The following is a 25,517-nucleotide window of genomic DNA, read 5'->3' on the forward strand; positions in this document are numbered from 1 at the left end:
CTTAATACCTAATACTTATTTCAAGCTTTTATTTTCTTTTTGTAGGATTCGTAGCGCGACATAATATCTCGAACGAAATTGTAAGTCTCGATGCCACGGAAATATCCGTTTTTGCAGACAGGATCGTTGAAGTATTCTTGATTGCTTTTAAGCAAGATGAAGTTTTCTACATTATCTTTCCATACTAATTTGTTCTTCCCGTATTTTTCGGCTAGTGCCATTGCATCATATATATGTCCCAAACCGGCATTATAAGATGCCAGGATAAAGTTGAGCCGCTCCTGTTTGTCGGGAATCATGCTGAAACTCCGGTCGGTGGCGGTAATATATTTGATAGCTGCTTTCACACTTTCCTCCGGATTCTGCTCTTTGCCGGGAGGTACTCCCATTGCACGTGCTGTGGCAGGCATCAACTGCATGAGTCCTTTGGCGCCTGCCCAAGATACAGCTGTGGTATCGAAATTGGATTCTGTATACGCTAATGATGCAAGCATACGCCAATCCCATCCGATATCTTTGGAATACTTTTTGAATAAATGGTCATAATGGGATATCTTTCCTTCTTTTAAGGAGAGGATAGGAGAGTGCGGCATCATTTTACTATTCTCAAAATAACGTTTCATACTGGCTGTGTAAGCAGGAGAAGTCATGTTTTCCTGATGCCATTGGGTAGCGGCGGCTGCCAGTTCGGGACTGTCTTTTCGTACCGCCCATGAAGACCGTTGATCGAAACTGATGGACAGATCGATATTTAAATTGGGATAGTAGGTCTTGTTAAGTTTGGCTAAATCATTGTCGGCCACCGTATACGGAATTTTTCCTTGCGCTACTTGCGTAATCAAGTCCTCAATAGTGATACTGTCATTGGTGACTTCATGAATCTGGATACCTCCTCCTAATTCACTGTTCAGATTGACGAGACGGTCATAATATTTCCCCGGTTTTACGTATATATCTTTTCCGACCAGTTCGGTTACATCTTCCAACGGCTTCTGTTTTCCTCTCCCTTGCTGAACAATTACCTGGTGAGTAATTACATCTTCGCCACAATAAAGAAGACTGTCTTTCCATTCTTTGGTGATTGGCAGATTATAGGCAATCATGTCTCCTTCGCCTGCCAATAATTTTTGGATCATTTCGTCGACGTTGTTGGCTACTTCAATCCTAAGTTTTAGTCCCAGACTTTTAGCAAACTGTTCACTAAGTTCATACTGGAACCCCATTTCTTGTCCCCGGTAAATGAAATAGGAAGTAGAACTATATAATGTCAATACAACGAGTTCGCCACTATCTTTTATTTGTGGAAGATCACGCGCTGTCTCATCCATCTTGTTATGATGCTTATTCCGGCATCCGAGCATACAACAAAATAGAATAAGAAATAAAGGAATACTCAGTGTCTTGACATTCATTTCTTAATTTTTAATTTTCAATTTTTAATTCTTAAGGTGCTTCTTGATGTACATGGTCAGTATATCAATAGCTACCTTATTACTGCCTCCTTCGGGTACAATAAGGTCGGCATATCGTTTGCAAGGTTCGATAAATTGCAGGTGCATAGGTTTTAAAACCCGTGTATAACGTTCCATTACAGCTTCGGCAGTACGTCCGCGCTCAATGACATCTCTTTGGATGACACGTATCAGGCGTTCGTCGGGATCGGCATCAACAAATATTTTGAGGTCCATCATATTGCGCAGCTTTTTATCACATAAGGCAAGGATTCCTTCAATGATAACCACTTCACGAGGTTCGATATGAATCGTTTCGGGCTGACGCGTACATGTGAGATAAGAATAAGTGGGCTGTTCAATACTCTTTCCTTCTTTCAGCATCATGACATGCTTGGAAAGCAGACTCCATTCAAAAGCATCCGGATGGTCAAAATTGATATTCTGGCGTTCTTCAACCGGGACATGACTACTGTCTTTGTAGTATGAATCCTGTGGTAAGAGTACTACCTCTCCTGCGGGGAGGCTTTCTATAATTTTCCGTACGACGGTGGTCTTTCCGGAACCCGTTCCGCCTGCTATTCCTATAATTAACATCTCTTTAAGTGTATATTTGAACCAAATAGAGTATTTTTGCATTACTATTAATGTGGTAAACACATTAACAAGACAAATATAGAAACAATTCATTAAAATAACAACGTAATGGTAAAACACATTGTATTATTTAAGTTAAAAGACGAAGTTCCTGCTGAAGAGAAACTGGAAGTCATGACTAAATTCAAGGAAGCGATAGAAGCTCTTCCTGCTAAAATTTCTGTAATTCGCAAAGTAGAGGTCGGATTGAATATGAATCCTGGTGAAACATGGAATATTGCGCTTTACAGTGAGTTTGATACACTAGAAGATGTTAAATTCTACGCAACACATCCCGACCACGTGGCTGCCGGAAAGATTTTGGCTGAAACGAAGGAAAGCCGTGCGTGCGTGGACTATGAATTATAAACCCCAAGATAAAGATGAGAAAAATAATCTCTTTCCTGCTTTTAAGCTTTGCTGTATATGCATTGCAAGCGCAGATCAAAGATCCGGTAAAGTTTAAAACAGAGTTGACACCTCTCTCCGATACGGAGGCAGAGGTGGTGTTTACAGCTACCATAGATAAAGGTTGGCATGTTTATTCTACCGATCTGGGAGATGGCGGTCCTATTTCCGCAACATTCAATGTTGATAATAAGTCGGGTGTCGAGCTTGTTGGCAAGCTGAAGCCTGTAGGCAAAGAAGTATCTACTTTCGATAAATTGTTCGAAATGAAGGTACGTTATTTCGAGAACACAGCAAAGTTTGTGCAGAAAGTAAAATTTACGGGTGGAGCTTACGCAATCGAAGGTTATCTGGAATACGGAGCTTGTGATGACGAGAGTTGTCTGCCTCCTACTCAAGTGCCGTTCAAGTATTCCGGAGTAGCAAAAGCCGGAAATACTGCTGCAACGAAAACAGAGCAACCGGAGCAAAAGGTAGCGGATAAGCAAAAAGAAGAACCCGTTCCTGCTGCTACGAAAGATTCTTCTGCAATGATGGAACTGGTGCCTGCAACTACCACCGAAGCTGCTACGGATATTCAGCCTGCTGTAGCATCGGGTGATCTTTGGAAACCGGTAATCAGTGATTTACAAGCCTTAGGAGAAGAGCATGGCCAGGAAGACATGTCCTGGATATATATATTCATAACAGGTTTTCTGGGTGGATTATTGGCATTGTTTACCCCTTGTGTATGGCCGATTATTCCAATGACAGTCAGTTTCTTCTTAAAACGTAGTAAAGACAAAAAGAAAGGAATTCGTGATGCGTGGACATACGGTGCATCTATCATAGTGATTTATGTGGCATTGGGCTTGGCTATTACTTTGATTTTCGGAGCCAGTGCATTAAACGCTTTATCTACCAATGCTATTTTCAACATTCTCTTCTTCCTGATGCTGGTGATTTTTGCTGCTTCATTCTTTGGAGCGTTTGAAATCAGGCTGCCGTCGAAGTGGGGAAATGCGGTAGATAGCAAGGCTGAATCTACGACCGGATTGCTAAGTATTTTCCTGATGGCTTTCACGCTTTCGTTGGTATCTTTCTCTTGTACAGGTCCGATTATCGGGTTCCTGCTGGTACAGGTATCTACAACAGGAAGCGTAGTTGCTCCGGCAATCGGTATGTTAGGATTTGCCATTGCTTTGGCGTTGCCGTTCACACTCTTCGCCCTGTTCCCGTCTTGGCTGAAATCGATGCCGAAGTCCGGCGGATGGATGAATGTTATCAAGGTTACGCTGGGTTTCCTCGAATTGGCATTTGCACTTAAATTCTTGTCAGTTGCTGATTTGGCTTATGGTTGGAGATTGCTTGACCGCGAAACATTCCTGGCTTTATGGATTGTCATCTTTGCTTTGCTTGGATTCTACCTGTTGGGCAAGATCAAATTCCCGCACGATGACGATGATAATAAGGTGGGAGTCACCCGCTTCTTTATGGCGTTAATCTCTTTAGCATTTGCCGTATATATGGTTCCCGGTTTGTGGGGAGCGCCATTGAAAGCCGTATCTGCATTTGCTCCGCCTATGCAGACGCAAGATTTCAATCTGCATAAGAATGATGTACACGCGAAATTCGATGACTATGATTTAGGAATGGAATATGCCCGTCTGAATGGAAAACCGGTTATGCTCGACTTTACCGGATATGGTTGTGTAAACTGCCGTAAGATGGAGGCAGCGGTATGGACTGACCCGAAAGTGAGTGATTTGATTAATAACGACTACGTATTGATTACACTTTATGTAGATAATAAAACTCCGTTGACCGAACCCGTGAAGATTATCGAAAACGGTACAGAACGTACTTTGCGTACTGTAGGCGATAAATGGAGCTATCTGCAACGTGTGAAATTCGGAGCTAATGCCCAGCCTTTCTATGTATTGCTGGACAATCAGGGTAAACCGTTGAATAAGTCGTATGCTTATAACGAAGATATTCCTAAGTATATTGAATTCTTACAGACCGGATTGGAGAATTATAAGAAAGGGAAATAACGATTGCTCTGATAATGTCTGGTCTTGAATAATGGATAAATAAAAGCGGTCTCATCGAAACGGTGAGACCGCTTTTATTTTTTTATTTCAGAAAAAATACATACGTTTGTAACATCATAACAATACCTTTGTGCCCAAAATAAAGAAAATATGTACGCAACAGACACTCTTATAGATGATCGGGAATTAGTTCTTCGCCTGATAGACGGAGATGAAGAGGCCTTTTGCGAACTTTATGCCGCTTATAAGAATCGTTTGCTCTACTTTGCTCTGAAATTCGTCAAGTCGCGTGAATTTGCGGAAGATATTTTCCAGGATGCATTTACAGTAGTCTGGCAAACTCGTCGTTTCATCAATCCCGAAGCCTCTTTCTCTTCCTATCTTTATACTATTGTGCGTAATCGTATTTTGAATCAATTGCGGGACATGGCTAATGAAGATCAGCTGAAAGAACAGATTCTTTCTCAAGCGATTGATTCAACGAACGAAACGAATAATCATGTTCTGCTCAATGATTTGAAAGAGATTATTGCCCGTGCGTTGGAGCAATTAACGCCCCGCCAGCGTGAGGTATTCAAAATGAGCCGTGAACTTCAGATGTCTCATAAAGAAATAGCCGAAGCATTGGGTGTTTCTGTTCATACGGTGCAAGAACATATTTCTCTTTCTCTAAAAGTGATTCGTTCCTATTTGACTAAATATTCAAGTACATCAGCCGATGTACTTTTGATTCTATTGTGCTTGAATTTATAATAAATGTTAATCATACCCTAGCTCTTTCTTACTTTTGTGTATTACTTATACAAAGGGAAGGAAATTAATATCCTTATTTTGAATATATGATGAAAGATACTAAGACAGAAAAAGATAAATTGCATCGCTACTTGGATGATCTTTATACCCGGGAAGATGCTTCACAGTTATTGCAAAGTATTAAGGATTCAGAAAACCAAGATATATTGGACGAACTGGCAGCAGAGGTTTGGGAAGAATCCGGGAATCTGCAACCTGGTAATGATTTGGAGCGGGAGAAATATAAGAGAGAAGCACGCCAATTGCTGAAGCGTATTGAACACAAAAAACGTACATGGTTCCGCCGGGCTTCTGTGGTGGCAGTCAGTACAGCGGCTGTAATAGCCATTATCATAGGGAGTGTCAACTTTTTCCGGTATATGAATGCACAACAGGTCACACTGGCTGAAATCACCACTTCCTTTGGTGAGAAAAGACAAGTGACTTTGCCGGACGGAACTCTTTTGGTTCTGAACTCTTGTTCGCAAGTGCGTTATCCGGATCGTTTTGTTGGAGATCTCCGTGAAGTGGAACTTGAAGGTGAGGGATATTTCCGTGTTGCCCGCAATGAAAAGATGCCATTTATTGTGAGGACGAAGCGACTGGATGTTCAGGTGTTAGGTACCCGGTTTGATGTAAAATCCTATTCAACAGATGAAATAGTGTCTGTGAGTGTGGAGAGTGGTAAGGTACAGGTTGATTTACCGGAAGCGATGATGAGGCTGACTGCTAAAGAACAGGTGCTTATCAATACTGTTTCCGGAGAATATAGTAAGAAAACGGAGGATAGGGGAGTGGCTGTCTGGATGAAAGGCGGGTTACGTTTTTACAGTACACCTATCCGCGACGTGGCAAAGGAACTGGAACGGGTATATAATTGCCGGATTACTTTTGCTTCCGGTCAGGATTTCAACAACTTGATTACCGGCGAACATGATAACAAGAGTTTGGAAGCGGTACTTAAATCCATTGAATTTATCAGCGGTGATATCAAATATAAGAAAGAGGGCATCCATGTGCTTCTTTATAAAGAATGAGATGAATAATAGATAATGTTTAACCTTTTAAAAAATAATAGATGAAAACAGCTCCTTCATGAACCTCCCCAAAATGATAGAAGCACTCCAAAGGAATGCCTCTATCCGCAATCCGGACGGATATTCATAAGCTTCGACCCAAATGAATAACGTATCGCGCATTGCTTGTTTTTAATAACTTTAGTCAATTACTAAAACGCACAAATTTATGAATAATCTTCTTATTTGTAAAGGGATAAGTAAAAATAGCTGTTCGTTTTTAGCTTTTTTACTATTCACCTTCATTTTAATAGCTCCGGCTGCTGCTCAGACATTGAAAGAGCATGATATTACGCTTCGTGTGCAAAACGAGCCGGTAGAGAGTGTTTTCAATAAAATCAGCAAACAGACTAATTTTAAGTTTCTCTATGATCAGGAGACGGTGAACAAGGCTCCGAGAGTTTCTTTCGACATTAAAAATGCTTCATTAAAACAGATTCTGGGAGAAATTACTTCCCAGGCCAAGCTTTATTTCAATAGGACCGATCATACAATTGCTGTTAGCAAACAGCCGCTTAAGAAAGAAGAAACTGTTCAACGTACACGTACTATACAAGGTATTGTTGCAGATGATAAAGGAGAACCGGTGATTGGTGCCAGTGTGCAGATTAAGGGAGAGGGTAGTGGTACGATTACCGATATCGACGGACGTTACTCAATCATGAATGTACCGGAGTCTGCAACATTGACCATCTCTTATATTGGATATAAAACGGTAAATATCTCTGCAAAGGATAAAAATACGGCGAAAATCACGTTGGTAGAAGATAGTAAGATGATTGATGAGGTAGTAGTGGTGGGATATGGAGTTCAGAGGAAAAGAGACGTCTCTACTTCTATTTCTTCCGTGAAAGCTGAACAAATTGCGGACGTTTCTGCTTCAGACTTTCGTCAGGCGTTGGCGGGTAAGATGCCGGGGGTACAGGTTACACAGCCAAGTGGTGATCCGGAGGGAAGTGTAAGTATCCGTGTTCGTGGTATCAGTACGGTTAATGCCGGTAGTGATCCTCTTTATATTATTGATGGCGTGCCGGTAGAACGTGGATTTGCCAATCTGAATAATAATGATGTCGAATCTGTGGAAGTTTTGAAAGATGCTTCGTCGGCAGCTATTTATGGTAGTCGCGGTTCCAACGGTGTCATTATTATCACGACCAAGCAGGGACAATCGGAAAAGATGAAAGTGCAGTATGATGGATATTATGGCATCCAGAGTGTTTCGAAGAAACTTTCAATGATGAATGCATATCAGTTTGCCGAATTTGCAAAGGATGGTCATGACAACGCTTATCTGGATGCTAATCCCGGAGGGTCACCGGATGACCCGAACGGAATGCGCCCGAACTCATGGGAACGTATTCCTACCGAACTCTTTCCCTATCTGAATGGTGATAAGGGGTTGACGGATACGGATTGGCAAGATGCTATTTTTCGTACTGCTGCTACTACCAGCCACAATGTTTCTATTTCCGGCAGAGGAAAAACAGTCGGCTATTTCATTTCTGCCAACTATTATGATAAAGAGGGTATTATAATTAATTCCGACTTTAAGAAATATAGTATGCGTATGAATTTGGACGGGAAATATAAAAGACTGAAATTCGGTCTGAATTTCTCGCCTTCCTATTCTACTTCCAATCGGGTAGATGCTTCCGGATCTAATGGTATTGTGCAATCGGCATTGATGATGCCTCCGGTATGGCCGGTGTATAATGCGGATGGCAGCTATAATTATCAGGGAAACGGCTATTGGAGAATTGGAAATGACTATCAGCATAATGCCGTATTGAACCCGGTAGCCATGGCAAACTTACAATCGGATGTAGTAGACCGTATGGCGATTGTCGGAAAAGTTTTTGCTGAATTGGAGTTGTATAAGGGGCTTACTTATAATATTTCTTTTGGTGGCGATTATTATGGTTCGCATAATGACCAATATCGTTCTTCGGAACTTCCTTTATTGGGACAGAAGTATTATGATGTAAAGTCAAATCCGACAGCTTACAGTTCATCAGGCTTTTATTTCAACTGGTTGGTGGAGAATAAAATCAATTATAACACAACGATTAAAGATGCTCATTCTATCAATGTGGTCTTAGTACAATCGGCTCAAAAAGAGACATATAAAGGAGATAATGTGACGGCGACCGATTTCCCGAACGACTATATACAAACAATTTCCGGAGGTACGGTGACGAAAGGTGCATCTGATAAAACCCAATGGACGATTGCTTCTTATCTGGCGCGTATGCAGTATAGCTATAAAGGTAAATATATGGCTTCGGCAGCTATTCGTGCAGACGGTTCTTCCCGTTTTGGAAAGAACAATCGGTGGGGATATTTTCCTTCAGCTTCTTTGGCGTGGAGAATAAGCGGAGAAGACTTCTTTACGAAGGCTAGGTATCTGTCGTTTGTTGATGATTTGAAGTTAAGAGCGAGTTATGGAGTGACCGGTAACTTCCAGATTGGCAATTATGATCATTTGTCTCTGATGGCTTTGGATAATTATGTGCTTGGTACAGGAAACGGACAATTAGTGAATGGTTACAAGCCAAGTACCATAAAGAATGAAGATTTGAGTTGGGAAAAGAATGCGATGGTGAATGTGGGCATCGATTTACAGATGTTCAAAGGATTGCTGGGACTGACTGTGGATTATTATAATACCAATACCTCTAATATGTTATTGAATGTACCGGTTCCTCACCTGACCGGATATAGCACTGCATTGATGAATATCGGTAAAGTGAATAATAGGGGATGGGAAGTTGCCTTGACCTCGCAGAAGAATATAACTAAAGATTTCGGTTATTCATTCAATGCCAATTATGCCACTAATACGAACGAAGTGAAGGCACTCGGTCCGGGTAATGCTCCTATCATATCTACCGGTAGCGTAGATCATGCTTATTACATAACGAAAGTCGGTGAACCTATCGGATGTTATTATCTGTTGGTGCAGGATGGAATTTTCTCCAATGAAGAAGAATTAAAGAAGTATCCTCATTTTAGCAATACCCAGCCGGGAGATTTCCGCTTTGTGGATGTCGACGGGGATGGAGTGATGGACTTGGATAAAGACCGTACGATCGTAGGTAACTATATGCCCGATTTTACTTATGGGTTTGGTGGTAAAGTCTGGTTTAAGGGATTTGACCTTGATTTTAATTTTCAAGGAGTATATGGTAATGAGATTCTGAATCTGAATCGTCGTTACATTGATAATCTGGAAGGTAATACCAATGGCACCACTATAGCCTTGAACCGTTGGAAAAGTCCGGAAGATCCGGGAAACGGTCAGGTGAACCGCGCCAATCGTAAGTCAAAGGGGTATAATGGCCGTACTTCAACTTGGCATCTGGAAGATGGTTCTTATCTGCGATTGCAGAATGTGACGCTAGGATATACCTTGCCGAAGAACCTGACTCAACGCTTTTTCGTGGAAAAATTGAGAGTTTACGTTTCAGGACAAAACTTGTGGACTTCGACTGGCTATAGCGGATATAATCCGGAAGTAAATGCACGTCCGAGTAATTCTCTTTCACCGGGTGAGGATTATGGAACTTATCCATTGGCTAAAACATTCTTGTTTGGGCTGAACATAACACTTTAATCATCCTTTAAAATACACGTTATATGAAAAAATATAAACTAATACTACTCCTATCAACTGCCTTGTTATCAGTTGCTTGTACAGATAGTTTCTTCGATTTGGAACCGAGTAGCAGTGTGCCTACCGACAAGGTATATAAGACAGCGGAAGATTTTAATGTAGCCGTGATAGGATGTTACTCCAAATTGCAGACACAAGTTTCCTATTTTACAGAGTGTTGCGAATATCGGAGTGATAATCTGACATTGAGTGCGCCCACCGCCGGAACTCAAGACCGTTATGATATCGATCAGTTTGCAGATAAAGCCTCTAACGGAATTCTGGAAGATGCTTGGGCGAACTTTAATAATGGAGTCTATCGTTGCAATCTTGTATTAGATAGAATTGATGAGGCCAACTTCGATGCGACTCTGAAAAAACAATATAAAGGCGAAGCTCTTTTCATCCGTGCCCTTACTTATTTTAATATGTATCGTTTGTGGGGAGGGATACCGATGACTAATAAGGTGGTGACAGTGGCTGAAGGTCTTAAAATCGGGCGCAGTTCCGATCAACAGGTTTATGATTTTCTTGTCGGTGATTTGAATCAGGTTATTAATGAAAATATGTTGCCGTCTTCTTATACAAGTGCCGATATGGGACGTGTGACTTCCGGTGCTGCAATGGCATTGCTCGGCAAGATTTACCTGACTTTCCATAAATGGACGGAAGCCCGCAATGTGCTATCCCAACTAGTGGGTCGGTATTCTTTAATGACTACCCCCGAACAGGTGTTTGACGTGAACAATAAAATGAATGATGAGATTATTTTTGCTGTTCGCTTTAATAAAGATGTCGAAGGAGAAGGACATGGATATTGGTTCTCTATTATTAACCTGACTGATGATACCAATCAGACAAAGTCTCTGAAAGAGTGTTACAAAGAGGGAGATAAGCGCAAAGATCTGATTACCTATGTAAAGGTGGAAGATAAAGTATGCGTGATGAATAAATTTAAAGATGTCAAAAGTGCGACCTATAATACGGTCGGTAATGACCAGATTATTCTCCGTTATGCCGATGTGTTGTTGATGTACGCCGAAGCTTTGAATGAAATCAGTTATAGTAATTTGCAGAATTCAGAAGCTATGGTTGCTTTGAATGCCGTACATACCCGTGCCGGATTGTCTCCGCTTCAGATAACAGAGCTTCCTGATCAGGATAGTTTCCGTAAAGCGATTATGTTGGAACGTCAACAGGAGTTTCCTTATGAGGGACAGCGTTGGTTCGATTTGGTACGTATGGGAGGTGCTAAGGAGGCTATGAAAGCAGAAGGACATATTATTCAGGACTACCAATTCCTGTATCCTATTCCAAAAACGGAGTTGGAAAGAATAAACAACACAGAACTGTTGTGGCAGAATACGGGATATTAATAGGATTAAACTAAAAGAAATCAAACGATGAAAAAAATACTATATAGCTTGTTGTTTATTTTCACGGTAGTCTTTACTGCTTGTGAAGAAGATCTGCCAAAGGCAAGTTTTGATTTATATGAACTGAAGTCACTAACGGCAACAGCCGGAGATATGAATGTGACTCTTTCCTGGGAAGCATACGAGAATGCCCGTCCGAATGAATATTTGATTCTTTGGACTTCCGGATCATCAGAAGCGGAAGGAGGCGAGATGACTGTGGATGCAAAAACAATGACTGCCACTATCAATAATCTGGTGAATGATGTTGCTTACACTTTTTCTGTGCAACCTCGTTATGCAGGAGGATTGGCCAGTAAAACTACTGCTGCCTGTACACCGAAGAATGCAAGATATCCGATTTCTGATCTGACGGCAGCAGCCGGCAATGAAAGAGTGCGTTTGAGATGGACGAAACCTGCAAGTGAACGTTTCACTCGCTATCAGGTTAGCGTGAATCCCGGTAATCAGATTATCAATCTGGATGATACTTCATTGGAGGAATACATCGTTGATGGTTTGACTAACGATCAGGAATATACATTCAATGTAGTCTGTGTTTATCCTACAGGCAATTCTATTGCGGTGGAAACTTCTGCTACTCCTGGGTTGATCTATCCTATTCTTGCTAGTACGGAACTGGTTGTGTGGGAACCTTCTACCTTTGCTTATAACGATATGTATTTCATGACTGGTGAAGTGAAATCGGTAAGTTGGGATTTTGGTGATGGTACGACATCGGGAGAAAACAATCCGGTGCATGCTTTTGCTACTACCGGTACTTATACAGTGGCCGTAACGGTGACTTATGTTAATAATACCACCGAGTCGGGCAGTCTGACTGTCACGGTCGGCAATTATAAATGGAATTCTGTCGATTTGAACTTCGGTGGACTTACCGGATATGTAAAGACCTCCAATCCGGTGTTCTCTCCAGATGGAAAAACAATGTATATCCCGACATCTACTCCTGCAGGTCATTTGTTTGCTATTGACGTAGTGAGCGGTGAATTCAAGTGGGTGTTTGCTATCAGTCAGATAACCTATGGTGGAGGTGCGTTGGTGGCTCCTGATGGTACAATCTATCAGTGTGTAAGAAATGCCGCTATTAATAATGTATATGCTATTAATCCGAATGGAACTCAAAAGTGGGCAGTAAAATTGGATGCTGCGATAGGAGCTTTTCCTGCATTGTCGGTTGATGGTATTCTTTACTGTCTCACCAATAAGAGTACGCTGTATGCGTTGGATGCATCCAGTGGTGCTATTAAATGGCAACAATCACTTGACGGAGCAACTGGTAGTGCTGTGGCTATCGATAAAGCCGGAAATGTTTATGCAGGTACAAGTGCTGCTATTTATGCTTTTAAACCGAATAAGGATCAGATATGGAAATTGGAAGAAGTAAATGTGACGGAACAGGCTACGTTTGCTTTGAAGGAGCAGGTGCTTTATGCGACTTTGAAAGGGGGCGGACTTGTTGCTGTTGATATGACAAACGGGACAAAGAAATGGACGTATCCGACTACGAAAGGGGATGCTTATTTCCCGATTGCTGATAAAAATGGCAATATCTACTTTACGGAAAAAGGATCGCAGACTGTTCATGCAGTAAATGTCGCCGGATCTAAAATCTGGGAGAAAAATGTGGGTAATAATTTGAATTACAGTGGAGGTGCTTTGAGTACGGATGGTATTCTTTATGTAGGTACCCAATCGAATAACAAAGTGCTGGGACTCGATATTACTAATGGCAACATTGTTTTTGAAGAGACTGTGGGGCAACAGGTCATGGCAGCTGTTACCATCGGTCCGGACAAACGGCTTTATTGCGGAACAATCGGATCTAATAATATCGGTTCAGTAAAGGCTTTTGCTGTCAATAAGACATTAGCAACAGACTCATGGAGTATTCGTGGTGGTGATATTCAAGGTACAAACCGTCAAAAGTAAGCGATAATGAGAGTTTCTGTTTTTATCTTATTTATGGCGATGACAATGGGGTTATATGCACAGAAATATAAAGTAGGTACGACTACAGCTTTGTGGAAAGTACCTGCTTCCACAGACTTTTCTCAAGCCCGGTCTGTGGGGGTGGAGTATGTGGAAGTAGCATTTAACCAGTGTTATAGAGGAGTTCCGGCAGGTGAAGTCATCCCTCGTATCCGGGATATGAAAGCAAAAATTGATAGTGCCGGTATCAAGGTCTGGTCTATACATCTTCCTTTCTCACGCACGTTGGACATATCGGTGCTGGATGAAAAGAAAAGGAAAGAAAATGTAGATTTTATGGCGGAGATGATTGGACAGTGCGCTCAATTTCAGCCGAAGTGTTTAGTGTTGCATCCTAGTTCCGAACCTATCGCTGACAGTATTCGGGCACAAAGAATAGCTAATGCTTCCCGGTCTATCGCTTATCTGAAAAAATATGCGGATCAAATAGGAGCACAGTTGTGCATCGAAAATCTGCCGAGAACTTGTCTGGGTAATACTCCAGAAGAGCTTTTGGAGATAATCAAAGATATTCCGGGTGTGAAGGTTTGTTTTGATACCAATCATTATACTAAAGGGACGACAGAGCATTTTGTAAAAACCGTTGGTGAACGTATAGGTACTATACATGCCTCGGACTTTGACTTTGTCAACGAGTGTCACTGGCTTCCTACACAAGGTGACATTCAATGGGGAAAGTTAATGCATGCACTCGAAAGAATCGGCTATGAAGGAGTTTTCATGTATGAAGCTACCAAAGACCATGAAAACGGCAACACGCGTCCGACACCGGAACGGGTGGTTGAGACTTTCAATAAAATAATTAATGACTATAAAAATCAGAAATAAGATGGATATAATAAGAAAAATACAATATTTACTGTTTTGCCTTTTGGCAATAGGTTTTGTTGCTTGTGATGATGACAGCAACAGTACCGAAACAGGTCATGAAGGAATTCTTACGCAATTGGCAGAGGAAGTAGATGCCACTGCGGAACAGTTGTGGAGTTCTTCTCCTTTGATTGTCAATGCCGGACGTACCACTACTTTGACCAAGATTCAGGGATATGCGGATCAATGTAAAGATGATTATTTCGTCAGTTATCTGAATGGCTTCGATCAGGCGAGTACGAGTATGGAAAAGTGTGATCCGATTATCTATTTTTATCGGAGTGCATTTGATCGTGTGATGGATGGAATTAAAAACTCAAAAGTAGAAAATGGTACGGCAGCGATCTGGTTACTCTATAATATGGGATATGTGGTAAAAACTCCGTCAGGATGTTTTGCTATTGACATTTCTCATCGTTGGGCGAAAGAACTGGCACCTTATATTGATTTTCTCTGTGTTACCCACAAACACTCCGATCATTATAATAATGATCTTATCCAGGCTATGTTTGATTTAGGTAAACCGGTGTTGTCCAACTATCTGAAAGACACGACATATCCTTATACTGCAAAGGGGGATAAAGATTATGAAATTGGAAAATTCAAGATTAAAACTTGTATCACCGATCACAACAATTCCGGCTTATCTAATTTTGTGACTGTATTTTCGATTGATTGCGGGGAAGATACTGGTAACTTCGTCTTTATGCATGTAGGAGACTCCAACTATAAACCGGAACAATATACGAATTTGGCTTCTCATGTGAATGTCTTGATACCGCGTTATGCTCCCAATGCTCTGACCGAAAATAATATTCTGGGTTCAGGTGCAGGACAGGTGGAACCGGATTATGTCTTGTTATCACATATCTTGGAACTGGCTCATGCAGGTGTTGATGAATCGAGATGGTCATTGGATATGGCACTCGAACGGGCTTCGAAGATTAACTGTGAACAGACTTATGTACCAATGTGGGGAGAAAAACTGGTCTGGAAAAACAATAAACTGAATTAAAATACTTAATGTTTGAACTTATGAAACGGATATGTAACTTCATACTTCTTCTGTGTTTGGTGCAATTGGCTGTTGCCCAAAATAGAATAGCTGAAATCAGAGAAAATCTGCTGGGAAATCATCCGGATAAAATATTGGTTGTATCCCACCGGGCTGACTGGCGTAATGCCCCGGAAAACTCATTGCAAGGTATACAGAATTGCATTGATATGGGTGTCGATATGGTGGAGATCGATTTGAAAAGAACCAAAGACGGACATTTAGTAGTGATGCATGATAAAACGATCAATCGTACCATGTCCGGAAAAGGACTGGTGGAAGATTATACATTGGCTGAATTGAAAGCAATGCGTCTTAAAAATGGAGTGGCTTGTAAGACAAGACATCAGATTCCTACATTGGAAGAAGTGATGTTGCTCTGCAAAGGTAAGATTATGGTAAATATTGATAAGGGGTATGACTATTTTCAGGAAGCTTATATCATACTCGAAAAGACGGGAACGGTTGACCAATGTGTTATCAAAGCCGGTCTTCCTTATGAACAGGTGAAAGCCGAAAACGGTGCTGTATTGGACAAAGTGATTTTTATGCCTATAGTACAGTTGCATAAAAAAGGAGCCGAAGCTATTATTGACAGTTATCAGACTCACATGAAGCCTGCTGCTTATGAGTTAGTGTTTGATAATGATAGTCCGGAGGTGCTTAATCTGATAAAAGAAGTGCGTGATACAGGTTCTAAATTGTTCATAAATTCTCTTTGGCCTGAATTATGCGGTGGTCATGATGACGACCGTGCAGTAGAACTTCATCAACCGGATGAAAGCTGGGGATGGATCATTAATCAGGGAGCCAAATTAATTCAAACTGACCGTCCTGCCCTCTTATTGGAGTATCTGCGCAAAAAGAAGCTTCACGACTAAATAGACTTTCTCATGTTGAAACAACTTATAAACTTTTACAAGGTCTCTTCACCGAGACCTTGTAACGGGGAAGCTTTGTCTTCATCCGACTCACAGCATCTTCATTCCGAGGCCCGTCGTCTGAAATACCTGAAATGGTCTACTTTCCTTTCAGCCACTTTCGGTTACGGTATGTACTATGTTTGCCGCCTTAGTCTGAATGTCGTGAAGAAGCCCATAGTAGATGAAGGGATCTTTTCCGAAACGGAACTGGGAATTATCGGTTCGGTATTGTTCTTTACTTATGCCATTGGGAAATTCACGAATGGTTTCCTTGCCGACCGTAGCAATATCAATCGCTTTATGACTACCGGTTTACTGGTCACGGCTTTGGTCAACCTTTGTTTAGGTTTTACTAATTCGTTCCTCCTGTTTGCCATACTTTGGGGAATTAGCGGATGGTTCCAGTCTATGGGAGCCGCTTCTTGTGTCGTGGGACTTTCCCGCTGGTTCACGGACAAAGAACGGGGATCCTATTATGGATTCTGGTCTGCCAGCCACAATATCGGTGAAGCGTTGACCTTTCTGATTATTGCGTCTATCGTTAGTGTATTGGGTTGGCGTTACGGTTTCTTTGGGGCAGGTATCGTGGGGTTGATTGGTACATTGATCGTCTGGAAGTTCTTTCATGACACTCCTGAAAGTCAGGGCTTTCTTCCAGTGAATATTCCCAAGGAGAAAAAGGAGATGAGCGTTACGGAAGCGGCTGATTTCAATAAGGCGCAGCGGCAGGTCTTGTTGATGCCTGCTATCTGGATACTGGCTCTTTCGAGTGCTTTTATGTATATTAGCCGTTATGCCATCAATAGTTGGGGCGTTTTTTATCTGGAAGCGCAAAAAGGATATTCCACCTTGGATGCCAGTTTTATTATTTCTATCTGTCCGGTCTGTGGAATTATCGGTACCATGTTTTCGGGAGTGATTTCTGATAAGCTGTTTGGCGGTCGTCGTAATGTGCCCGCACTGATATTCGGATTGATGAATGTTTTTGCGCTTTGCCTGTTCCTATTGGTGCCGGGTGTACACTTCTGGATAGATGTACTTGCCATGGTTCTTTTTGGGTTGGGTATCGGAGTTTTGATCTGTTTTCTAGGTGGCTTGATGGCAGTGGATATTGCTCCCCGCAATGCGTCGGGTGCTGCTTTGGGAGTGGTGGGTATTGCCAGTTATATTGGAGCCGGATTACAGGACGTAATGAGTGGTATTCTGATAGATGGTCAGAAGACGGTTCAGAACGGAGTCGATGTTTATGATTTCACATACATCAATTGGTTCTGGATTGGTGCAGCTCTGCTGTCAGTACTCTTTGCATTATTGGTTTGGAATGCAAAATCAAAAGAGGCTGATTAGTTTCAGGTATGTTAGATATATCAGGTATATTAGGTTAGATTGAAAAAACTTGTTTCCAAAAGAGGATGACAAATGTTTATTTTCAATGGTATCGGTTTTTATTTCGGGAAGTTCGTAACTACGATTCTTCCCGAAATGTTTTTATCATATTTATGTCGTTTCTGCCAGCCAACGATTGATATTACGGGTTTCCGCACTAAATTCCACACCAATTTTCACTATTTCCCGGTGGTCTTTCTGATAAGGAATCAGATATCCTTTCTCATCAATCTGTTTCATTGCTTCTTCTGCGGTTCCATTTAATTTGAACTCAAACACATAGACATATTTCGGTGTTTTAACTACAGCATCGGCACGTCCACGGGCGCTGCGTACTTCTGCTTCCGTGAATTGTCCCATCAGTTTGAATACGAGATAGAAGATAACCTGATAATGACGTTCAGTCTGGTCATTCAATTCATACGGAATATCGGCAAAGAAAGCCTCCAGACGAGTGAGGAAAGATTCATAATTACCTGTGCGTAATTCCTGAATGAATTTTCCGATATAAAATCCCTGATCGTTGTTCTTCATTGGAGTGTAAAACGGAACAAGGAAATTAATGAATCCATAGCGCACTTCATCATTCGGAAAATCAAGTAGATAGTTCTGAAACTCTCTGTCGTAATCCTTAATAGTCAGATATCCACTTTGATAAATCAGCGGTACGGGATTATTAGCATCCATTCTATATTCTGCAAAAGAAGAGGCGGGTGCTTCTATACCATTTAATAAAGTACGGAGATCATACTCACTTTTTTGCAATAATTCAACCAAGAATGTCGGTGTGCCAGTCTGGAACCAATAGCTACCCAACTCCAATTTGCTGAAAGCATTCAATACACTAAACGGGTTAAATACTCCTTCGCCATTCGGATGAAAATGATAACCGTCATAATTGCGTTCCATTGCAGTGACCACCTCTTCCGGTGTCTGATTGTTTTTGCGGCCGAAAGTTTCAATTTCGGGCTTGAAAGTACTTTTTAGTTCTTCGCGGGTGATACCGCAAAGCGTGGCGTAAGAATAGTCCAGACTAATGTCATTCAACTGATTCAAGTCACTGAATACGCTGACTTGTGAGAACTTCGTAACTCCGGTCAGGAAAACAAAACGGAGATATGCGTCAGCACTTTTCAATACTCCATAAAAGGCTTTCAATGTCTGACGATATTCTTCGAACAATTTCGGACGGGTAATAGCCTGCAAAAGAGGTTTGTCATATTCGTCTACCAATACGACGACACCTTTTCCTGTTTTCAAGGAAGCTTGTTCGATTACATAACTAAAGCGCTCCTCAGGGCTACGGTCTTTTTTCTCATCACCATAAATAGCTTCCCATTTTTCTAAATATTGGTTTAGCATTGCAATTAAATCTGCTGCCGTTTCATATTTTTTGGCATTCAGATCAAGATGTAAAACCGGATGCTGTTCCCATTTCGTCTCCAGTTGTTCAATAGCCAAACCATTGAATAGTTCTTTTTTTCCTTGAAAATAAGCATCGAATGTAGAAATTAATAAGCTTTTACCAAAGCGACGTGGCCTGCTTAGAAAATATGGCTTTCCTAGGTTAGCCATACGCCATACAAGTGCTGTTTTATCCACATAAAGATAATTATCCTTCCGTATCCCTTCGAATGTCTGTATTCCAATAGGAAGTTTACGCATCAAGTTGTCCATATCCGATGATTTTAGAGTTTCTTACGCAAAGATACAATATGCAAATGAGAATTTAGACAGAATACGAATATAATCTTTTCATAATCTTTTCAGAATCTTTTCAGTATCATGATTTTTCTTTGCGTAGAATAATTTACTATCTTTGCTACTTTAACCCGAAAATCAATGAGTAGAATAATATTAAATACTAAGACTTGGCTATTATTTGTGCTGTTGTTTGGAATATCATTTTCTGCATGGGCACAAAGTGACGATTTCAATACATGGACTAAATTCAAGGTAAATCATAAGATAGATTCCCGGTTTTCAGTTTCAGGTGATTTGGAATTGCGCATGAAAGATGATGTGAGAAAGTTGGATCGTTGGGGACTTATTGTTGGTGGAAGTTACCGGCCCTATTCATTTTTGAATTTGGGTGTTGGCTATGAAACCCATCTTCGGAATTTGGGTGACTCGGACTGGAAATTCAGGCATCGCTATCATATAACTGCTACTGCCAGTTTTCGCTATCAATGGCTGAAAGTAGCTGTAAGGGAAAGATTTCAGCAGACTTTTGATCGTGGAAATTCTGAAACTCGTTTGCGTTCCCGCTTGAAATTGTCTTATGCTCCTACAAAAGGAATTGTTTCTCCCTATTTCTCTGTTGAAATCTATCAGAGTCTGGATGATGCTTCTTTTTGGAGAGCCGATCGTATGCGCTATCGTCCCGGAGTGGAAATAGCTTTAGCCAAGCGTTGGTCGTTGGATGCATTCTATTGTTATCAATATGCATCTTCACAAGGCAGACACATTGCCGGAATAGAAGTGGGGTACTCTTTCTGAAATTGGTAGGCTCTTAATATAATAATGTGAGAGCTTAATCCTTGATCTCTGACTGGTTATTTATAACTTATTGGTTATTTGTGTTTTAATTTGAAATGTAAAATTTTCCTATAGAAACTATACTTCGGTTTAATATAATTATATACTTTTGTTTTCAAGACATCAAAATGATATCTTGAAATTGATGATTCCACAGTACAACAGACGTGTTGTTCAGTATCCCATAACTGAAAGCGAATACTTCCTCTTATGCCATTCTTTCTGTTCAATCAAAAGTTTCTATTGGGAAATTAAAAAATAAATGTGATGAAACTATTTTATAACCTACAAAGGGGCGTGGGTTTACTTGTTTTTTGTTCTATCTTGCTTGGTGCTTGTGTGAACCATATTTCGGAGGAAGAGGGGGATATTGTTAATGATGGAGATATTCCATTGAAGTTTATCGCTGATATTCGTGAGTCGGTTGATACCCGTATGGCAAATAATAACTTTGCCGAAGGGGATGAAGTCGGTCTGTTCGCTCTTGCCGGAACTACTACAATGCAAGAAGAACGTTATGTGGATAATCTTCATTTCATACGTTCATCTAATGGTGAGTTTGAATCTAACGAGTCGGTATACTATCCGGATGATGGAGTTACATTGGATTTAATCAGTTATTATCCTTACCAAAAGAGTGGAGTGGGGATAGGGGAGAGTATCATGCAGGTAGCGGTTTCAACGACTCAAAATATTTCTGATGATTATTCACATTCTGATTTCCTGATTGCTTCTAAAGAAGATGTATCAGCCAGTAAGGAGGCGGTCGCTTTAACCTATAATCATCAGTTTTTTCGTCTGAAAATTGTTCTTGTTCCTGGAGAGGAAGAGAATTTGGAAGATATGTTATCCATTAAGCCTACACTTTCGGTGAGTGGCTTTTATACTAAAACAAGTTATGATTTTCAGAAAAAAACTTTCTCTGGTTATTCCGAAGAGAAGGATATTATTCCTGCAGGAGAATGGGGGATAGAAGACGGTCGACTGATAGGAAAGGAATTTATTCTGATACCGCAGGAGGCGACTCCGGGATACCAATACATAACGTTGGAAGCTGCAGGAAAGTTATATACAAGTCTATTACCATCTACTCTACAATTAAAAAGTGGAAAGCAGCGCGAATTGGAAATAAAGTTTGTATCAGCCGAAGATGTATTAATGAGCAAAGTGAATGGGGAAATCGGAGATTGGGATGGAACCGAAATAGATCATACTGAATCGGTCACGCTTCATAAATACATAGATGTTTCGAAGTTGACTTTTCAAAAGTCGAATGTGTATAAAGTGTTACATTCGGGAAAGCAAGTAGCCGAAATATGTAAGGAGTATCTTGTTACTCCGGAATTTTCTTCGCAGGCAATCGTTGCCTATCCGATGGGAGAAAATGGTAGTGTGGACTTATCTCAAGGCGTTGTGGCACAGTTGCTAGGAAAAACCGGAAAAGTGAATGGAGGAAGTGTATCATGGAATATGGAAGATCACTCGTTGGTCTATGTTGACGGAACTTTGCCGATTCGTAATAATGTATATGTGATGGCAGACGGAACCGTTTCTTTATCCGTTACAACGGCAGATGACATACTATCTGTTTTGGCATTGGAAGATATCGCTCGTGATGTACGTGGAGGAATCATTCATAATTATCCGTTAGTGAAGATCGGAACTCAATATTGGATGCGGGATAATCTGGAGGTATCTTCGTATGTCGACGGTGAAGCACTTCCCAGACTGGATGCAGTGACAGCGAATGTTCTCGGATATCTGCAATCTGCTACGGAACACTATTTTTATACAGCTAATGTAGCACTTTCTAATAAAATTCTACCTATTCATTGGAGTATACCGGATTGGAAAGACTGGAACATTTTAAAAGACTATCTGAATGGAGAGGCTTCTTTGCTGAAATCAGGTACTTGGTTACCTTTGAAAGCGGGAGAACAGGTACAGCCTGCAACTAATTTATCCGGTTTTAATGGAATACCTGTAGGAATGTATGTGGGGGCTTTTCAAACTGATTACGAGAAAAAACATCTGGCATATTGGACACTGGATAATGCAAATGCCGCTATCGACACCAAGGTTTTCTATCTGAAAAGCGATACGGATATTATTGAAGAATCTAACGCAGGCGTTGATACAAAAGCCTTTGCCATTCGTTGCATAAGAAAGTAAATCGGCGAAAAAGGTTTCTCTTTTCCATAAATTGCTTATATTTGGGAAGTAAAACTAACTAAAAAGAGAGAATTATGAAGAAGATAATAAACCCTTGGAAGGGTTTGGAGGGGTACAACTGCTTTGGTTGTGCTTCCAATAATGAAGCCGGATTAAAAATGGAATTTTACGAAGATGGTGACGAAGTGGTCAGCATTTGGAAACCACGTCCCGAATATCAAGGCTGGATTGATACCTTGCATGGCGGTATTCAAGCTGTCTTGATGGATGAAATCTGTGCCTGGGTTATACTTCGTAAACTACAAACCACGGGAGTGACGTCGAAGATGGAAACTCGTTACCGGAAATCGATTGATACTAAGGATTCTCATATAGTACTGCGTGCGTCTATTAAAGAGGTAAAGCGGAACATCGTTATTGTTGAAGCAAAGTTATATAATAAGGATGGAGAAGTCTGTACAGAATCAGTTTGTACTTACTTTACTTTCTCGAAAGAAAAGTCGAAAGATGAAATGCATTTTTCGAAATGCGATGTAGAATCGGAGGAGATATTACCATTAATTTGAAATAAAAACTCAAGTTTTTGTGATAAATGTTTGGTAGTATCAAACAAATACTTTACTTTTGTCGCAGTTAATAGAAGAAATATGAAATATACAGCTACACATCATCATCATCATTTTCCTAACGAATAATCGGTGGGCGTGGATGATATTGTGTATAACTATATAAACGATAACGAAGGCTTACCGAATACGGTAAGCCTTTTTTGTTTTTCAACGCAGATTGTATTTGTAATTAATAAATTAGTAATTAAATAAAGTCATGTTAAGAATCGCAGTACAAGCCAAAGGGCGTCTCTTCGAAGAGACAATGGCACTTTTAGAAGAGTCAGATATCAAGTTAAGCACTACTAAACGTACCTTGTTGGTACAGTCTTCTAACTTTCCTATCGAAGTTCTATTTCTTCGTGATGATGATATTCCGCAGACGGTAGCTACCGGGGTAGCTGATTTGGGAATTGTGGGTGAGAATGAGTTTATGGAAAAGGAGGAAGATGCTGAAATTGTCAAACGTCTCGGATTCAGCAAATGCCGTCTGTCACTGGCTATGCCGAAGGATATTGAATATCCCGGTCTGTCATGGTTTGAAGGCAAGAAGATTGCTACCTCTTATCCGGTGATTCTTCGTAACTTCCTGAAAAAAAATAATGTAAATGCCGAAATACATGTGATAACCGGTTCGGTGGAGGTATCTCCGGGTATTGGATTGGCTGATGCCATTTTTGATATTGTAAGTTCCGGTTCTACTTTGGTCAGCAATCGTTTGAAAGAAGTGGAAGTTGTAATGAAGTCGGAAGCATTGTTGATTGGCAACAAGAACATGAGCGACGAGAAAAAAGAAGTGCTTGAAGAACTGTTGTTCCGTATGAATGCAGTAAAAACAGCCGAAGATAAAAAATATGTATTGATGAATGCTCCCAAAGACAAACTGGAAGAAATCATTGCTGTATTGCCGGGTATGAAGAGTCCTACAGTGATGCCATTGGCACAGGAAGGCTGGTGTTCTGTTCATACAGTACTTGATGAAAAACGTTTTTGGGAAATCATCGGAAAACTGAAAGGACTGGGAGCGGAAGGTATTTTGGTACTGCCGATTGAAAAGATGATTGTATAAATAGATATAGGCGCGGATTACACGGATTACACAGATAATGTAGTCACTAATCTTAGATACCGCGTAATCCGTGAAATCCGTGCTTAATAAAATATGAACCATGAAATTGATTAAATATCCCTCAAAAGAGCAATGGACGGAACTTTTGAAACGTCCGGCACTAAATACGGAAAGTTTGTTCGATACTGTTCGTTCTATTATAAATAAGGTAAAGACAGAAGGCGACAAAGCAGTATTGGAATATGAGGCTGTTTTTGATAAAGTGACCTTGTCTGCACTTGCTGTCACTCCTGAAGAAATACAGGTAGCCGAATCATTGGTAAGCGATGAACTGAAAGCTGCCATTTCTTTAGCTAAACAAAACATTGAAACATTCCACTCTTCCCAGCGTTTTGTCGGGAAGAAGGTAGAGACAATGAATGGGGTAACTTGCTGGCAAAAATCTGTAGGAATCGAAAAGGTCGGGTTGTATATTCCGGGTGGAACAGCACCGCTTTTCTCGACTGTATTAATGTTGGCTGTTCCGGCTAAAATTGCAGGATGCAAGGAAATCGTTCTTTGCACTCCTCCCGACAAAAATGGGGATATTCATCCGGCTATCCTTTTTGCCGCGCAACTGGCAGGTGTCAGCAAAATATTCAAGGCTGGTGGGGTGCAAGCGATTGCTGCTATGGCTTATGGAACGGAGAGTGTACCTAAAGTATATAAGATATTTGGTCCCGGCAATCAATATGTGACAGCTGCCAAACAATTGGTGAGCCTGCGTGATGTAGCTATCGATATGCCTGCCGGTCCTTCTGAAGTGGAAGTTCTGGCCGATGCCTCTGCCAATCCGGTTTTTGTGGCAGCAGATCTTTTGTCACAGGCAGAACACGGAATAGATAGTCAGGCTATATTGATTACCACTTCCGAGAAACTTCAAACAGAGGTGATGGCAGAAGTAGAGCGTCAATTAGCAGAACTTCCCCGTCGTGAAATTGCAGCGAAATCACTGGAGAATAGTAAATTGATTTTAGTGAAGGATCTTGATGAAGCATTGGAACTGACTAACGCGTATGCTCCGGAACATCTAATCATAGAAACGGAAAACTATATGGAAGTGGCCGAACGTGTGATAAATGCAGGTTCTGTCTTCTTAGGTTCGTTAACTCCCGAGAGTGCCGGCGACTATGCTTCCGGAACGAATCACACTCTGCCGACCAACGGTTATGCCAAAGCCTATAGCGGTGTAAGTCTGGATAGTTTTATCCGTAAGATTACATTTCAGGAAATTCTCCCGGAAGGAATAAAAGCGATTGGCCCTGCTATAGAAGAAATGGCCGCTAATGAACAGCTGGATGCACATAAAAATGCTGTCACAGTTCGTCTGAAAAGCTTAGCTTAATAATTAATTAATATGAAACGCAGATTTACGCGAATTT

General features: G+C 40.9%; 19 protein-coding genes. 16 read left to right on the forward strand and 3 right to left on the reverse strand.

Going from position 1 to position 25,517, the window contains the following annotated elements; translation table 11 throughout:
* Nucleotides 1–20: 20 nt before the first annotated feature.
* Both AB3G73_RS01595 and udk read right to left on the reverse strand, forming a co-directional pair.
* The gene (locus AB3G73_RS01595; RefSeq protein WP_074637414.1) at nt 21–1,412 is read right to left on the reverse strand and encodes a transporter substrate-binding domain-containing protein; all 1,392 of its coding nucleotides are present in this window, start codon (nt 1,410–1,412) and stop codon (nt 21–23) included.
* 24 nt (nt 1,413–1,436) lie between these two features.
* Nucleotides 1,437–2,048, reverse strand: a complete 612-nt coding sequence (udk, locus tag AB3G73_RS01600; RefSeq protein WP_148366109.1) for a uridine kinase — start codon at nt 2,046–2,048, stop codon at nt 1,437–1,439.
* A gap of 108 nt (nt 2,049–2,156) precedes the next feature.
* Between udk and AB3G73_RS01605 the strand changes: the two genes are divergently transcribed.
* The 11 genes from AB3G73_RS01605 (at nt 2,157) to AB3G73_RS01655 (ending at nt 17,670) form a co-directional block, all read left to right on the forward strand.
* On the forward strand, nt 2,157–2,456 hold the full coding sequence (locus AB3G73_RS01605; protein ID WP_004296927.1) for a Dabb family protein: 300 nt from the start codon (nt 2,157–2,159) through the stop codon (nt 2,454–2,456).
* A gap of 14 nt (nt 2,457–2,470) precedes the next feature.
* Complete coding sequence (locus tag AB3G73_RS01610; protein WP_167511814.1) at nt 2,471–4,528, forward strand: cytochrome c biogenesis protein CcdA; 2,058 nt, start codon at nt 2,471–2,473, stop codon at nt 4,526–4,528.
* Between the two features lie 150 nt (nt 4,529–4,678).
* Complete coding sequence (locus AB3G73_RS01615; protein WP_099146403.1) at nt 4,679–5,281, forward strand: RNA polymerase sigma-70 factor; 603 nt, start codon at nt 4,679–4,681, stop codon at nt 5,279–5,281.
* 86 nt (nt 5,282–5,367) lie between these two features.
* Nucleotides 5,368–6,357 (forward strand): FecR family protein, encoded by a 990-nt coding sequence (locus AB3G73_RS01620; protein ID WP_195649034.1) that lies wholly within the window; start codon nt 5,368–5,370, stop codon nt 6,355–6,357.
* A gap of 208 nt (nt 6,358–6,565) precedes the next feature.
* The gene (locus AB3G73_RS01625) at nt 6,566–10,009 is read left to right on the forward strand and encodes a TonB-dependent receptor (RefSeq protein WP_297284660.1); all 3,444 of its coding nucleotides are present in this window, start codon (nt 6,566–6,568) and stop codon (nt 10,007–10,009) included.
* Nucleotides 10,010–10,032: 23 nt separating this feature from the next.
* Nucleotides 10,033–11,424, forward strand: coding sequence for a RagB/SusD family nutrient uptake outer membrane protein (locus AB3G73_RS01630; protein ID WP_367742055.1), 1,392 nt, complete (start codon nt 10,033–10,035; stop codon nt 11,422–11,424).
* A gap of 27 nt (nt 11,425–11,451) precedes the next feature.
* Complete coding sequence (locus AB3G73_RS01635) at nt 11,452–13,416, forward strand: PQQ-binding-like beta-propeller repeat protein (RefSeq protein ID WP_367742059.1); 1,965 nt, start codon at nt 11,452–11,454, stop codon at nt 13,414–13,416.
* 6 nt (nt 13,417–13,422) lie between these two features.
* The gene (locus AB3G73_RS01640) at nt 13,423–14,304 is read left to right on the forward strand and encodes a sugar phosphate isomerase/epimerase family protein (protein WP_367742063.1); all 882 of its coding nucleotides are present in this window, start codon (nt 13,423–13,425) and stop codon (nt 14,302–14,304) included.
* Nucleotide 14,305: 1 nt separating this feature from the next.
* The gene (locus AB3G73_RS01645; protein ID WP_367742067.1) at nt 14,306–15,361 is read left to right on the forward strand and encodes an MBL fold metallo-hydrolase; all 1,056 of its coding nucleotides are present in this window, start codon (nt 14,306–14,308) and stop codon (nt 15,359–15,361) included.
* A 20-nt stretch (nt 15,362–15,381) separates the two neighbouring features.
* Nucleotides 15,382–16,281, forward strand: coding sequence for a glycerophosphodiester phosphodiesterase family protein (locus tag AB3G73_RS01650; RefSeq protein ID WP_217721512.1), 900 nt, complete (start codon nt 15,382–15,384; stop codon nt 16,279–16,281).
* A 12-nt stretch (nt 16,282–16,293) separates the two neighbouring features.
* The gene (locus AB3G73_RS01655; RefSeq protein ID WP_148366121.1) at nt 16,294–17,670 is read left to right on the forward strand and encodes an MFS transporter; all 1,377 of its coding nucleotides are present in this window, start codon (nt 16,294–16,296) and stop codon (nt 17,668–17,670) included.
* 150 nt (nt 17,671–17,820) lie between these two features.
* On the opposite strand, the gene AB3G73_RS01660 is transcribed toward AB3G73_RS01655, so the two are convergent.
* Nucleotides 17,821–19,386, reverse strand: a complete 1,566-nt coding sequence (locus tag AB3G73_RS01660; protein ID WP_148366122.1) for an ATP-binding protein — start codon at nt 19,384–19,386, stop codon at nt 17,821–17,823.
* 165 nt (nt 19,387–19,551) lie between these two features.
* Here AB3G73_RS01660 and AB3G73_RS01665 point away from each other — a divergent pair, with 165 nt between their 5' ends.
* The 5 genes from AB3G73_RS01665 to hisD all read left to right on the forward strand — a co-directional run bounded on the left by AB3G73_RS01665 (nt 19,552) and on the right by hisD (nt 25,480).
* On the forward strand, nt 19,552–20,208 hold the full coding sequence (locus AB3G73_RS01665) for a DUF2490 domain-containing protein (protein WP_320979913.1): 657 nt from the start codon (nt 19,552–19,554) through the stop codon (nt 20,206–20,208).
* A gap of 306 nt (nt 20,209–20,514) precedes the next feature.
* A complete protein-coding gene (locus tag AB3G73_RS01670) occupies nt 20,515–22,419 on the forward strand; it encodes a fimbrillin family protein (RefSeq protein ID WP_321020466.1) in 1,905 nt (634 codons plus the stop codon).
* 74 nt (nt 22,420–22,493) lie between these two features.
* Nucleotides 22,494–22,985: a PaaI family thioesterase gene (locus tag AB3G73_RS01675; protein ID WP_004296910.1), complete on the forward strand. Its 492-nt coding sequence runs from the start codon at nt 22,494–22,496 to the stop codon at nt 22,983–22,985.
* 259 nt (nt 22,986–23,244) lie between these two features.
* Nucleotides 23,245–24,096, forward strand: coding sequence for an ATP phosphoribosyltransferase (gene hisG / locus AB3G73_RS01680; protein ID WP_148366126.1), 852 nt, complete (start codon nt 23,245–23,247; stop codon nt 24,094–24,096).
* 100 nt (nt 24,097–24,196) lie between these two features.
* Complete coding sequence (gene hisD, locus AB3G73_RS01685; RefSeq protein ID WP_234132009.1) at nt 24,197–25,480, forward strand: histidinol dehydrogenase; 1,284 nt, start codon at nt 24,197–24,199, stop codon at nt 25,478–25,480.
* The last annotated feature ends 37 nt before the right edge of the window (nt 25,481–25,517 follow it).

The sequence above is a fragment of the Bacteroides sp. L008 genome (assembly GCF_040812255.1).
GTDB classification, from domain to species: Bacteria; Bacteroidota; Bacteroidia; order Bacteroidales; family Bacteroidaceae; genus Bacteroides; species Bacteroides vicugnae.